This is a genomic window from Bradyrhizobium sp. WSM2793, from assembly GCF_000379585.1.
In the GTDB taxonomy this organism is placed as follows: Bacteria; Pseudomonadota; Alphaproteobacteria; order Rhizobiales; family Xanthobacteraceae; genus Bradyrhizobium.
On the sequence record NZ_KB902797.1, the window covers coordinates 31,351 to 44,120 of the forward strand.

The 12,770-nt window shown below is 65.7% G+C and carries 11 protein-coding genes; 4 read left to right on the plus strand and 7 right to left on the minus strand.

Features of this window, described 5'->3' with window-relative positions:
• Window positions 1-106: 106 nt before the first annotated feature.
• Both polA and A3AS_RS0127785 read left to right on the plus strand, forming a co-directional pair.
• Complete coding sequence (gene polA / locus A3AS_RS0127780) at window positions 107-3,184, plus strand: DNA polymerase I (protein ID WP_018320805.1); 3,078 nt, start codon at window positions 107-109, stop codon at window positions 3,182-3,184.
• Window positions 3,185-3,365: 181 nt separating this feature from the next.
• On the plus strand, window positions 3,366-4,001 hold the full coding sequence (locus tag A3AS_RS0127785) for a LysE family translocator (RefSeq protein ID WP_018320806.1): 636 nt from the start codon (window positions 3,366-3,368) through the stop codon (window positions 3,999-4,001).
• Between the two features lie 120 nt (window positions 4,002-4,121).
• Here the strand turns inward: A3AS_RS0127785 and A3AS_RS0127790 are convergent, their stop codons facing one another.
• Window positions 4,122-4,748 (minus strand): glutathione S-transferase family protein, encoded by a 627-nt coding sequence (locus tag A3AS_RS0127790; protein WP_018320807.1) that lies wholly within the window; start codon window positions 4,746-4,748, stop codon window positions 4,122-4,124.
• 171 nt (window positions 4,749-4,919) lie between these two features.
• Between A3AS_RS0127790 and pyrE the strand changes: the two genes are divergently transcribed.
• Window positions 4,920-5,483 (plus strand): orotate phosphoribosyltransferase, encoded by a 564-nt coding sequence (gene pyrE / locus A3AS_RS0127795; protein ID WP_018320808.1) that lies wholly within the window; start codon window positions 4,920-4,922, stop codon window positions 5,481-5,483.
• Between the two features lie 250 nt (window positions 5,484-5,733).
• The gene (locus tag A3AS_RS0127800; RefSeq protein WP_049815009.1) at window positions 5,734-6,507 is read left to right on the plus strand and encodes a DUF2865 domain-containing protein; all 774 of its coding nucleotides are present in this window, start codon (window positions 5,734-5,736) and stop codon (window positions 6,505-6,507) included.
• Between the two features lie 164 nt (window positions 6,508-6,671).
• On the opposite strand, the gene A3AS_RS0127805 is transcribed toward A3AS_RS0127800, so the two are convergent.
• From A3AS_RS0127805 to A3AS_RS0127830, 6 genes are all read right to left on the minus strand, one after another.
• Window positions 6,672-7,103, minus strand: coding sequence for a hypothetical protein (locus A3AS_RS0127805; protein WP_018320810.1), 432 nt, complete (start codon window positions 7,101-7,103; stop codon window positions 6,672-6,674).
• Window positions 7,104-7,404: 301 nt separating this feature from the next.
• Window positions 7,405-8,076 (minus strand): ligase-associated DNA damage response endonuclease PdeM, encoded by a 672-nt coding sequence (gene pdeM / locus A3AS_RS0127810; protein WP_049815010.1) that lies wholly within the window; start codon window positions 8,074-8,076, stop codon window positions 7,405-7,407.
• A gap of 42 nt (window positions 8,077-8,118) precedes the next feature.
• Window positions 8,119-10,704, minus strand: a complete 2,586-nt coding sequence (locus A3AS_RS0127815) for a ligase-associated DNA damage response DEXH box helicase (RefSeq protein ID WP_018320812.1) — start codon at window positions 10,702-10,704, stop codon at window positions 8,119-8,121.
• 78 nt (window positions 10,705-10,782) lie between these two features.
• Window positions 10,783-11,148, minus strand: a complete 366-nt coding sequence (locus tag A3AS_RS0127820) for a nuclear transport factor 2 family protein (RefSeq protein WP_026202426.1) — start codon at window positions 11,146-11,148, stop codon at window positions 10,783-10,785.
• Between the two features lie 216 nt (window positions 11,149-11,364).
• A complete protein-coding gene (locus A3AS_RS0127825; protein ID WP_018320814.1) occupies window positions 11,365-11,715 on the minus strand; it encodes a RidA family protein in 351 nt (116 codons plus the stop codon).
• A 134-nt stretch (window positions 11,716-11,849) separates the two neighbouring features.
• The gene (locus A3AS_RS0127830) at window positions 11,850-12,770 is read right to left on the minus strand and encodes a PHB depolymerase family esterase (protein WP_018320815.1); all 921 of its coding nucleotides are present in this window, start codon (window positions 12,768-12,770) and stop codon (window positions 11,850-11,852) included.

The following is a 12,770-nucleotide window of genomic DNA, read 5'->3' on the forward strand; positions in this document are numbered from 1 at the left end:
ATTCCCCGCTTCCGCGGGGAATGACAGCGGGGGATAGTGGCACCAGCAAGCCAAAAATCCCCCTCCCAAGGCTGTCAAAGCCCGCAAAAATTCATACATTGCGGCCATGCCCAAAACATCCCCGAAGACGACCGCCAAAGCTGACACCAAGGCTGCCGCGCCCAAGGCCGCCGACACCAAGCCCGCCGCGCCAGCTGCTGCCAAACCGGTTGCAGCGAAAGCGGCCGGCAAGGGCGACCACGTCTTCCTGGTCGACGGTTCCGGCTACATCTTCCGCGCCTATCACGCGCTGCCGCCGCTGAACCGCAAGTCCGACGGCCTGCAGGTCAACGCCGTGCTCGGTTTCTGCAACATGCTGTGGAAGCTGCTGCGCGACATGCCGGAAGACAACCGGCCGACGCACCTCGCGATCATCTTCGACAAGTCGGAGGTCACGTTCCGCAACAAGATCTACCCCGAGTACAAGGCCCACCGGGCGCCGGCGCCTGACGATCTCATCCCGCAATTTGCGCTGATCCGCGAGGCGGTCCGCGCCTTCGACCTGCCCTGCCTGGAACAAGTGGGCTTCGAGGCCGATGACCTGATCGCAACCTATGTGCGACAGGCCTGCGAGCGCGGCGCCAGCGCGACCATCGTGTCCTCCGACAAGGATTTGATGCAGCTCGTCACCGATTGCGTCACCATGTACGACACCATGAAGGATCGCCGCATCGGCATCCCCGAGGTGATCGAAAAATTCGGCGTGCCGCCGAACAAGGTCGTCGAGGTGCAGGCTTTGGCCGGCGATTCCACCGACAACGTGCCCGGCGTGCCCGGCATCGGCATCAAGACGGCGGCGCAGCTGATCACCGAATATGGCGACCTCGATCAACTGTTGTTCCGCGCCGGCGAGATCAAGCAGCCCAAGCGGCGCGAGGCGCTGCTCGAGAATGCCGAGAAAGCGCGGATCTCGCGGCAGCTCGTGCTACTCGACGACAAGGTCGACCTCGAGGTGCCGCTGGACGACCTCGTGGTCCACGAGCCCGACGCACGCAAGCTGGTCGCCTTCCTGAAAGCCATGGAATTCACGACGCTGACGCGGCGCGTCGCCGAATATTCGCAAATCGATCCCGCCAATGTCGATGCCGACCCTGGCTATGCCAGCGGCGCCAGCGTGTTCACGACGCTGCCGCCCTCGGATGTCGTGCCTGCGCCGGGCGGCGATACGTCGGCGCAAGCCCGGGCGAAAGAGCCCAACAAGTCAGCGGGCAAGGAGGACAAGGCTGCGAGCGCGAAGGGCGCCCCGATCTCGCTGGCCGCCGCGCGCGAAGAGGCGCTGCGCAAGCTTCCGGTCGATCGCGCCAAATATCAAACGATCAAGTCGCTCAAGGAGCTCAACGCCTTCATCGCGCGCATCCACGATACCGGTCATGTCGCGGTCGAAATCCGCGGAAACTCGATCGATCCGATGCAGGCCGATTTCTGCGGCATCGCGCTGGCGCTGGCGCCGAACGAGGCCTGCTATCTGCCGCTGGCGCACAAGCAAGCTGGCGGCGGCGCCGGCCTGTTCGACGCCGGCCTTGCGCCGGATCAGGTCAAGCACACGGATGCGATCGAAGCGCTGCGGCCGGTGCTGGAATCGGCGGGCATTCTCAAGATCGGCTTCGACCTCAAATTCACCGCCGTCATGCTGGCGCAGCACGGCATCACCTTGCGCAACACCGACGATGCGCAGTTGATCTCCTATGTGCTCGATGCCGGCCGCGGCTCGCATGCGATCGAATCGCTGTCCGAGCGCTGGTTCGGACACGCCATGCTGAAGGAGAGCGAGCTGCTCGGCAGCGGCAAGGGCAAGATCACCTTCGACCAGGTGCCGATCGACAAGGCCGCGGCGCTGTCGGCCGAAAGCGCCGACGTCGCCTTGCGCGTCTGGCGCGTGCTGAAGCCGCGCCTCGTCGCCGAGCACATGACCGCGGTCTACGAGACGCTGGAGCGGCCGCTGGTCGCGGTGCTTGCGCGCATGGAGCGGCGCGGCATCTCGATCGACCGCCAGGTGCTGTCGCGGCTGTCCGGCGACTTTGCCCAGACCGCAGCGCGCGTCGAGGCCGAGATCCAGGAGATCGCGGGCGAGCCGGTCAATGTCGGCAGCCCGAAGCAGATCGGCGACATCCTGTTCGGCAAGATGGGACTGTCAGGCGGCACCAAGACCAAGACCGGGGCATGGTCGACCACCGCGCAGGTGCTGGACGAGCTCGCCGAGCAGGGCCACGACTTCCCGAAGAAGATCCTGGAATGGCGCCAGGTCTCCAAGCTGAAATCGACCTACACCGACGCGCTGCCGACCTACGTCAATCCGCAGACCCACCGCGTGCACACCACCTACGCGCTGGCCGCGACCACGACGGGACGGCTGTCGTCGAACGAGCCGAATTTGCAGAACATTCCGGTGCGCACCGAGGATGGCAGAAAAATCCGCCGCGCCTTCATTGCGACACCGGGGCACAAGCTGGTGTCCGCCGATTATTCGCAGATCGAGCTGCGGCTGTTGGCGGAGATCGCCGACATTCCCGTGCTGAAGCAGGCGTTCCGCGACGGTCTCGACATTCACGCCATGACGGCGTCGGAGATGTTCGGTGTGCCGATCAAGGGCATGCCGAGCGAGATCCGCCGCCGCGCCAAGGCGATCAATTTCGGCATCATCTACGGCATCTCGGCCTTTGGCCTCGCCAACCAGCTCGGCATCGCCCGCGAGGAAGCCTCGGCCTACATCAAGAAATATTTCGAGCGCTTCCCCGGCATCCGCGCCTATATGGACGAGACGCGCGATTTCTGCCGGCAGAATGGCTACGTCACGACGCTGTTCGGCCGCAAATGCCACTACCCCGACATCAAGGCCTCAAACGCCTCGGTGCGCGCCTTCAACGAGCGCGCCGCGATCAACGCGCGGCTGCAGGGCACCGCGGCCGACATCATCCGCCGCGCCATGACGCGGGTGGAGGATGCCCTCGCCGAGAAGAAGCTGTCGGCGCAAATGCTGCTGCAGGTGCATGACGAATTGATCTTCGAGGTCCCCGACGCGGAGGTCGAGGCGACGCTGCCGGTCGTGCAGCACGTGATGCAGGACGCGCCGTTCCCGGCGGTGCTGCTGTCGGTGCCGCTGCATGTCGATGCGCGCGCCGCGAATAATTGGGACGAGGCGCATTAGTTCTTCTTTTACTTCTCCCCGCTTGCGCTCGCTGACGCCACACAGTCGGTGTCGTCCCCGCGTTCGCGGGGACGACGTTGGAGTGACATGCGAGAACCTGAATTGTCCTCCGAGCAATTGCGCGATGGCCCCACCTCGCCTCGCATATTAGAACCGTGCCATCTCCCGCACCGGTTCACCCATGCCCCACACCTCTGCCCTGCTCGGCTTCGCCCTCGTCTGCCTTGGCCTCGTGCTCACGCCGGGGCCGAACATGATCTACCTGATCTCGCGCTCGATCACGCAAGGACCGGCGGCGGGCATCGTCTCGCTCGGCGGCGTGGCGCTCGGCTTCGTGTTCTACATGCTGTGCGCGGCGTTCGGCATCACGGCGCTGCTGCTGGCCATTCCCTTCGCCTATGACGCGCTGCGCTTTGCCGGCGCGGGTTATCTGCTGTGGCTTGCCTGGCAGGCGGTGAAGCCGGGCGGACGCTCGCCATTCCAGGTGAAGCAGCTCGCGATCGACAGCCCGCGCAAATTGTTCGCGATGGGTTTTGTCACCAACCTGCTCAACCCGAAGATCGCGATGCTGTATCTCGCGCTGCTGCCGCAGTTCATCGATCCCACCGCCGGCAGCGTGCTGACGCAGTCGGTCGTGCTCGGGGCAATCCAGATTGCGATCAGCGTCAGCGTCAACGCGATGATCGCGCTCGCGGCGGGATCGATCGCGCTATTCCTGGCGAACCGGCCAAGCTGGATGCTGGTGCAGCGCTGGCTGATGGGCACGGTGCTGGCCGGCCTCGCGGTGCGGATGGCGGTCGAAGCGAAGAAGGTGTGAGGCACACTGTCATGCCCCGGCTTGACCGGGGCATCCAGTACGCCGCGGCCGCTCGGATCAATCACCGCCGTCTCTGGAATACTGGGTCGCCCGGTCAAGCCGGGCGACGACAGCGTCAGATCAATCCAGCTTCGCGTCCATGCCCCGCTTCACCGCCGGGCGGGCCATCAGGGTCTCGTACCAGCGCTTGACGTTGGCGAAGTCGGTCAGCTCAACCTTGTGGCGAGGGTGGCGCCAGGCCCAGCCCAGGATGGCAAAATCGGCAATCGAGAGCTCGCCGGCAACGAAGTCGCGGCCGTCCAGCTGGCGGTCGAGCACGCCGTAGAGCCGGCGGGTCTCCGCCATGTAGCGCTTCAGGCCGTAGGCGCGGTCGTGCTCGTTCTCGAGTGCGATGAAATGGTGCACCTGGCCCGGCATCGGGCCGAAGCCGCCCATCTGCCACATCAGCCATTCATAGACCGGGATGCGGGCGCCCAGCGATTTCGGCAGGAATTTGCCGGTCTTTTCACCGAGATAGAGCAGGATCGCGCCTGATTCGAAGATGCTGACGGGCTTGCCGTCCGGGCCTTCAGGATCGACGATCGCCGGGATCTTGTTGTTCGGGGAGAGCTTGAGGAACCCGGGTGCCATCTGCTCGCCCTTGGTGATGTTCACCGGGATCACCTTGTAGGGCAGCCCCATCTCCTCCAGCGCGACTGAGATCTTGCGGCCGTTCGGCGTGTTCCAGGTGTGCAGCTCGATGGTCATTCCCATGTCCTTCCCCAACAGATTGGCATTCCACCTACTCCAGAAGGTCGCGCCCCCACAACCGGCGGTCCGGGATGGCCGATCCCTGTTGACGAGGGACGCCCCCTCTGGAATGTCGCGGCCGTCGCGGATAAATTCCGCCTCCTCCAAAAACGCTCCCGAGGGACCGCCGTGTCGAAATCAGCCTCCCGCGCCCGCCTGTTCGAAATCATCCGCCGGCGCTCATTCGGTCGCGGCGAGGTGACGCTCGCGTCGGGCCGCAAGAGCGATTTCTACTTCAACCTCAAGCCGACCATGCTTGACCCCGAGGGGGCGACCCTGCTCGCCGAGCTGACCTATGAGGCGCTGAAGGACGACAATCTCGATTTCATCGGTGGCCTCGAGATGGGCGCGGTGCCGCTCGCCGGCGCGCTGGCGCAGATCTCCTGGATCAAGGGCCATCCGATCGCGGCGTTCTTCGTGCGCAAGAAGCCGAAGGAGCATGGCGCGAAACTCGCGATCGAGGGCCTGCCCAAGGGCGAGACGCTCGCCGGCAAGCGCGTCGTGATCGTCGAGGACGTCACCACGACAGGCGGCTCGGCGATGAAGGCAGTAGAGTCCGTGCGCGAGACCGGCGCCGAGGTGGTGCTGGTGCTGACCATGGTCGACCGCGAGGAAGGCGCCACCGACACGTTCGGTGCGGCCGGCCTGCCGTTCCGCTCGCTGTACAAGGCCTCGGAATTCTTGAAGGCCTGACGCGGCGAAACATCCCTCGCCGTCATGCCTCAGTGTGCCCCGGACGCAACCATCCGTCCAAAGCTGCGCCCGGCCCTAAAGAGGCCACCGCCTCGTCTTGAAACCGCCTCCGCTCAACTGCTCATTTACCATCGCGCCTTATGGTGAATCATGTGCTGAGACCCCTTGAGGTCCCAGCCGGTTCGGAAGCGTCGGGTGGAGTAAGCGTTTGCGTACAGTCCTGTCCCATGCGCGCCGGCGGCGTCGCGCGATGCTTGTGGCCGCCACCCTTGGAGCACTTGCGGCTCCGGCCCCGGTTTCGGCCGAGGGCCTGTTCGATTTCTTCTTCGGCGGCATGCAGCAGCAGCGGCCGCAGCGCGAGGTGCCGCAACAGTCGAGCTCCTACGCCGATCCCTTCACCGGGCAGCAAAATGCCGCAACCCCGCAATATGTGCCGCCGACCCGCGCGGCGGCGGCCGGCGGCTCCGGTCCGGCCTTCTGCGTACGCAGCTGCGACGGCAAATATTTTCCGCTGATGCGCGGCCTCGCCTCGCCGGCGCAGATGTGTCAGGCGTTCTGTCCTGCCAGCGCGACCAAGGTCTATTTCGGCTCCTCAATCGACGGTGCCGCGTCGCAGACCGGCGAGCGCTACGCCGACAGCGAGAACGCGTTCGCCTATCGCAAGGCGCTGCGCGCCGACTGCACCTGCAACGGCCGCGAGCCGGTCGGCCTTGCCCCGGTCGATCTCGCGCTGGACTCCTCGCTGAAAGCCGGCGACGTGATCGCCACCACTGACGGCCTCGTCGCCTATACCGGCATCCGCGTCGGCAATGACCAGGCCGCCGACTTCACCCCGGTCGCCTCCTATCCCGGCCTCACCGCGCAGGTCCGCGCCCGCCTCGGCGAGATGAAGGTGGCCCCGGTGCGGGCGGAGACGGTGTCGGCAGATGCGCCGGCTGCGGAGATCGTGCGTGAGACGCTGCCCGATGTGACGGTGCCGAAGTCGGCGGCGCAGAAGCCGGCGAAGCGGGCGGGGCTGGATTGAAGTCGCTTTCGTGTCCCGGACGCGCTGCAACGCTCTTTGACGTTGCTGCGCAGAGCCGGGACCCAGAACGCGGCGAGCATTGGCCCCGGCGCTGCAGGGCACCGCTGAACCGGACGATGCTTCGCATCGCCGGGAGAGCGTTGCACTGCGTCCGGGGCACGAGACTATCGTCCGATGATCACCCCGATCACGTTCGGCGCTGCCAGATATTTCTCCTCGATCGCCGCGCGCGCGGCGGCGCGGTTTTCCGCCGTCAGCAGCCCGCGCTTCTCGGCCAGGATCATCCAGCAGAAGCCCCACCAGTCCGTCAGCATGCCCTGATCGCCGACGAGGTCGTAGCCCTGCTCGGCCGCGAAGATGCGCGCCTGCGCTTCATCCAGCGTGTCCAGGAACAGATGATCCTCGGCCGAGAACAGGTCGTCGCTGACGTCGTCGATGGTGTAGCCCCAGATCGACTGGCACACCGCGTTGAACTCGCGGTCGAACTGGTCGTCGTCGACCCTCTGGCGTCGTGCCGCCTGATGCAGCCGCGACAGCGAGCGCGCGAAATCGGCGATCCGGGTGAGGGCAAATTGATCGAAGGCGATGGTGGACATGTAGTCCTCGCAAAGTCTGACAGACGCTAGATATTGTGTCGGCGACGCGCCGAATCACAATGATATATCAAAGACTTGCTAAAGTGTTCTTAATTCGTTCTATGGCGGAGCGGGAGACGGCCCCGAAGCCGGCTACGGGCTGCCAGAATCGAAAGGGGCCGCTTCGCAGCGGCCCCTCGCCGGTTACAATTCTTGTTCGGGATGAGAAATTCCAGCCCCGGCAAGCGTAACGTTAGAACCGTCAACGGGCTTGGGCGATTCCGGAAAACTACTGAACGTAGTGCTGTCCCAATTTTTGGCGTCAGAAGCAGCGTGAAGCCGCAATGGCGTGGACGCGGCGGTCGCCCAGCAAATGGGCGACAAAACCATTGGCCGGAAATATCTTCGCGAAGGCGACGTCGCGGATGCTGAGGCCGCCGGCATAGGCGCCGAACGCCGGCATCACCGCACGCATCCCATCGGAGGCGAAGCAGCGGCGCTCCAACGAGCGGCCGCGCGCGGAGACGCGCGCCTTGGGATGGAGATGGCCGGCGATCTCGCCGCACGCACCGGTCGGCTCGTGACGGAAGGTGATCGGGCCGATCGCGACCTCGTCCGCGACGGTGCCGCCGAGATCGCGCGGCAGCATGGGATCGTGATTGCCGGAAATCCAGATCCAGTCGCGGCCGGTCTGGAGCGCGGCGACGGCATCGCGATCGTCGGCCGACAACCGCTCATGCGCCGTGCGGTCGTGAAAGCTGTCGCCGAGTGCGATGACGGTGCGCGGATCATGGCGGGAGATGACAGCAGCGAGACGGCTCAGGGTCGCGAGCGTATCGTAAGGCGGCAGCAGCACGCCGCGGGTGGCGAAGCTGGAGCCTTTTTCCAGATGCAGGTCGGAGACGACGAGCAGGCGCTGCTCGTCCCAGAACAGCGCGCCGGAGAGATCGGCGGCGAAGGTTACATCGCTGATGGTGACTGTGGACACGCGCATGTCGTCGACATCTCCTGAAACCTGCGCGCCAATCGTCACGTCTTACCCGCTTCTATCCATCGCCTCTTTGACGAGCTCATCGGCGGCTTCGGCCAAGAGCTCGTCTGCAGCTTCGCCATAAACTGACTCGCGGCCGATTTCCAGCATCACGGGCACGGCGAGCGGAGAGACGCGGTCGAGTTCCCGGTGGGTGATGCGGCCGTGGATGCGCATCAGCATGTCGCTGAGGCGGCGCAGATCGAGCAGGCCGGTGGCGGCATCGGCGCGGGCGGCGCGCAGCAGGACGTGATCGGCCTGGTGCTTGCGCAGCACGTCGTAGACCAGATCGGTCGAGAACAGCACCTGGCGGCGGCTCTTCTCCTCGCCGGTATGCCGGCGCGCGATCAGCCCGGAGATGATCGCGCAGTTGCGGAACGTGCGCTTCATCAGTGCTGACTCGGCGAGCCAGGCCTCCAGATCATCGCCGAGCATATCAGGGTCGAACAGCGCGTTGAGATCGATCCGACCGTCGCGGATCATGAAGGAGAGATCACCGAGCGCCCAGATCGCGACCGCATATTCGTTGGCGACGAAGCCAAGCGGCCGCGCACGGGCGCGCTCCAGCCGGCGCGTCAGCAGCATGCCGAGGGTCTGATGCGCGAGACGGCCCTCGAAGGGATAGCAAACGATGTAGTGCTTGTTGGCGCGCGGAAAACTCTCGACCAGCAGCTCGCGCACCGCCGGCACGCGCGAGACGTCCTTTTGCAGCGACAACCAGTCGCGCACCTGCTCCGGCAAGCCGCCCCAGGCGCGGCCGTCATCGAGCAGCCGGCGCACGCGCTCGGCGAGATAGGTCGAGAGCGGAAACTTGCCGCCCATATAGGACGGCACTTTCGGGTCCTTGTCGTTGGCGCGGGAGACATAGACCTGGTCCTCGACCAGCGTTTCATAGCGCACCACCTCGCCTGAGAACACGAAGGTGTCGCCGGGGCTCAAGCCCTCGATGAAGGCCTCCTCGATCTCGCCGAGCAACCGACCCCCGCGCGCGATGACGCCGGTCGAGCCCGCTCCGCCGCCGCGCGAGCGCACCAGGCGCACCTTCAGCATGTCATCCTCGACGATGGTGCCGACATTCATCCGGTAGCTCTGCCGCACCTTGGGATTGGCGACGCGCCAGCGCCCCTCCTTGTCCTGCTTGATGCGGGCAAAGCGTTCATAGGTCTTCAGCGCGTAGCCGCCGGAGGCGACGAAATCGACGACGTCGTCGAAATCCGGCCGCGACAAGTCGGCGTATGGCGCTGCGGTGCGCACTTCGGCATAGAGTTCATCGGAGAGGAACGGCTCGCCGCAGGCACAGCCGAGCACGTGCTGGGCCAGCACGTCGAGCGCACCGGTGCGCAGGGGCGGCGTGTCCTGCGCGTTCTCGGCAATGGCATCGATAGCGACGCGGCACTCCAGCACTTCGAAACGATTGGCCGGCACCAGCACCGCGCGCGAAGCTTCGTCGAGACGGTGATTGGCGCGGCCGATCCGCTGCATCAGGCGCGAGGAGCCCTTTGGCGCGCCGATATTGACGACGAGATCGACATCCCCCCAGTCGACGCCGAGGTCGAGCGAGGAGGTGCAGACCACGCCGCGCAGGCGCCCCGCCGACATCGCGTCCTCGACCTTGCGACGCTGGGCGACGTCGAGCGAGCCGTGATGCAGCGCAATCGCGAGGCCGTCGTCATTCATGCTCCAGAGATTCTGGAACAGCATCTCGGCCTGGCTGCGCGTGTTGACGAAGACCAGCGTGGTCTTGTTCGCCTTGATCAGCTCGTAGATCTCAGGAAGCGCATGGCGCGCGCTGTGGCCCGCCCAGGGCAGGCGCTCGCGCGTATCCAGCATCTCAACCAGCGGCGGCGCCGCGCCGCCGGCGATGACGATGTCGGCTGCTCGCTCCCTGCCGTCGGGCTGCGGCACCAGGAAGCGCGCGAGTTGATCCGGCTCGGCCACCGTTGCCGACAGCCCGATTGCGCGCATCTGCGGCGCCAGCCGCCACAGCCGCGCCAGCCCGAGCGAGAGCAGATCGCCACGCTTGGACGTCACCAGCGCGTGCAGCTCGTCGAGCACGATCCGCTTCAGCGAGGAGAACAGGAACGGCGCGTCATCCGAGGACAGCAGCAAGGCAAGCTGCTCGGGCGTCGTCAGCAACACATCAGGCGGATAACGCCGTTGCCGCTGGCGCCGCGACACTGGCGTGTCGCCGGTGCGGGTCTCGACCTTGATCGGCAGCGCCATCTCCGCGATCGGCCGCTCCAGATTGCGCGCGATGTCGACAGCGAGCGCCTTGAGCGGTGATATATAGAGCGTATGCAGGCCGCCCTTGCGCTGCACGCTGCGGCCGGTGGAGACGAGGCTCTGTTTCTTACCCGCCTTCCGTTCGGCCGCCTCGGTCGAAAGCTCCACCAGCGTCGGCAGGAATCCCGCCAGCGTCTTGCCGGCGCCGGTCGGCGCGATCAGCAGCGCGCTAGCGTCCTCGCGCGCCTTCTCCAGCAACGCCAATTGATGCGCGCGCGGCGACCAGCCGCGGGCCGCGAACCATTGCTGGAAGCGGCTCGGCAGCAGCGTGGCCGGCTCGGCCGATGTTTGGAGGATACGGGGCGGCACGGCATGACAGGTAAGCCGTGAAGATCACTTCGTCGAGGGGTGCCGCCCTCCCCGCCTGCACGAGGAGGGCCAGCGGTCTCACGCCCCGGCCGGCACCTGATCCAGAAATCCGGTCACGCTTCTGATGCGGCCGTCCTTCAGCACCGCGAAATCCGTGCCCTTGATCGGGCTGTCGGTGCCATCGGCACCAAGTCCCCATGAAAAGCGGATGTGATCACCGTAGCCGTTGGGCTCGCCGATCAGCTTGAACCTGAAATCGGGAAAGCGCTGCTGCACGCCTGCGATCAGCGCCTCGATGCCGTCGCGGCCGTCGCCCTTCATCAGGGGATCGACATAGCTCGCATCGCTCGTCCAGTTTTCGCTGAGCAGCTCGCGGCGCCGGCCGGCGGTGCGCTCGTTCCAGAGCTCGATGTAGCGGCGGGCGATGGTGACGGGGTCGGTCATGGTGCTCTCCTTCAATGACGCCGTGGTTGGCTGTCCCTGACTATCGAAGGATCGCGCGCGCCGATCGATTACCTCGCAGGTCATGCGCATGATCCGGAAAAGTGTAGAGCGGTTTTCCGGCCAGATCATGCGCAAAAAGAACTGAGCCGCGCGAAAAAAATGGAGCGCGATGATGTTGTCATCGCGCTCCATTCGCATGCGAATTGATCGTGAAGATTACTTCGCGGCCGTGACCATGATCTCGACGGTGTATTGCGGCGCCGCCAGCTTGGCTTCGACAGTGGCGCGGGCGGGGGTATTGCCGGCCGAGACCCAGGCGTCCCACACTGCGTTCATCTCGCCGAACGTCTTCATGTCGGTGATGTAGATCGTGGCCGAGAGCAGCTTCGACTTGTCGGTGCCGGCCTTGGCGAGATGGCCGTCGATGGTCGCCAGGATGTCCTGGGTCTGCTTCGTCACGCTTTCGCCGGCGGCCTTGTTGGCGACGACGCCGGCGAGATAGACGGTGTTGCCATGCACGACGACCTGGCTCATGCGCGGGCCGGTTTCGAAACGCTGAATGCTCATTTACGGATCTCCTCACTGGAATGGCGGCCCTGTCTAGCCCAGCACCTCGCGCCGTGCCACCCCGGGCACGCATGCGTTGCCTGCGGCGCATGCGTTGCCGGGCACGCATGCCGTCAACGCCGAGCATGTGCGCCTCATGGAAACTGACTGAAAAAAGCCCAGATCGTCTCGGCGCCATCGATGTCGCCGTTCTGCGGCCCGAGCAGGCCGGCTGCGACCCTCGGGAAGCGGGCATCCGGAGAAAATCCAGGCATGCGGTGGCCGCCATGGTTGATGCGATAGAGCACGACGTCGTGTCCCCTCGGGCAGCGCGATGAGATCCGGGTCACTGTCGATTGGTCTGCAGGCGCCTTGTCGGGCAAGTCGGTCACGCTGGCATCGTCGGTCTCACAGCCATTGAGCTTGCGCCAGAACGCCAGCGTCTCCTCGGTCGACCAGAACCCGTCCGCGGCAAAATAGCTCGATCCGCGACCGCCCTCATATGGGACCAGCTGGTCGGCCGTTCCGTTCATGAGCAGCATCGGCAGCGGCCTTGACGGATGGCAGGTGACGGCGGCCTCGTCGGTGAGATTCATGATCACGCTCGCACCGGCCGCAAACAGATCGGCGCGGGCGCAGACCATGGTCATCGCCATGGCGCCGCCATTGGAGACGCCCGCGACGAAGACGCGCTTTGCATCGGCCGTGCCGTCGGCCACCAGCTTCTCGACGAGCTTTGCGAGGAAGGCGACGTCGTCGGTGCCCGCGGGCGGTCCGCGCAGCGCAGGCCCCGCCTTGGTTCGCGCGTCCGCCCAGGCATTGTTGAGCCCGTCCGGAAAGACCACGGCCAGGCCCTCGCGCTTTGCGACCTGCGGCCAGGCCGTCCGCGAGATCATGTCGGCGCCGCGCTGGGTCTTGCCGTGCAGCACGATCACGAGCGGTGCCGGCTTCTTCGCGGGAAGCTGCGCGGTGTAGGACCGCTTCACGCCGTTGACGTCGACCGTCTCGGCGGATGCGACTGACGCGGCGGCCAATGCCGCGACCAGCGCGCCGATGCGCAGCATCCACCGCCGCAT

Coding starts and splice junctions, on each gene's coding strand:
- A3AS_RS0127825 (WP_018320814.1), bottom strand. CDS start 11,715: ATGAGCATTCAGCGTTTCGAAACCGGCCCGCGCATGAGCCAGGTCGTC.
- A3AS_RS0127790 (WP_018320807.1), bottom strand. CDS start 4,748: ATGACCATCGAGCTGCACACCTGGAACACGCCGAACGGCCGCAAGATC.
- A3AS_RS0127820 (WP_026202426.1), bottom strand. CDS start 11,148: ATGACCGACCCCGTCACCATCGCCCGCCGCTACATCGAGCTCTGGAAC.
- A3AS_RS0127805 (WP_018320810.1), bottom strand. CDS start 7,103: ATGTCCACCATCGCCTTCGATCAATTTGCCCTCACCCGGATCGCCGAT.
- pdeM (WP_049815010.1), bottom strand. CDS start 8,076: ATGCGCGTGTCCACAGTCACCATCAGCGATGTAACCTTCGCCGCCGAT.
- A3AS_RS0127830 (WP_018320815.1), bottom strand. CDS start 12,770: ATGCGGCGGTGGATGCTGCGCATCGGCGCGCTGGTCGCGGCATTGGCC.
- A3AS_RS0127785 (WP_018320806.1), top strand. CDS start 3,366: ATGCCCCACACCTCTGCCCTGCTCGGCTTCGCCCTCGTCTGCCTTGGC.
- A3AS_RS0127800 (WP_049815009.1), top strand. CDS start 5,734: ATGCTTGTGGCCGCCACCCTTGGAGCACTTGCGGCTCCGGCCCCGGTT.
- polA (WP_018320805.1), top strand. CDS start 107: ATGCCCAAAACATCCCCGAAGACGACCGCCAAAGCTGACACCAAGGCT.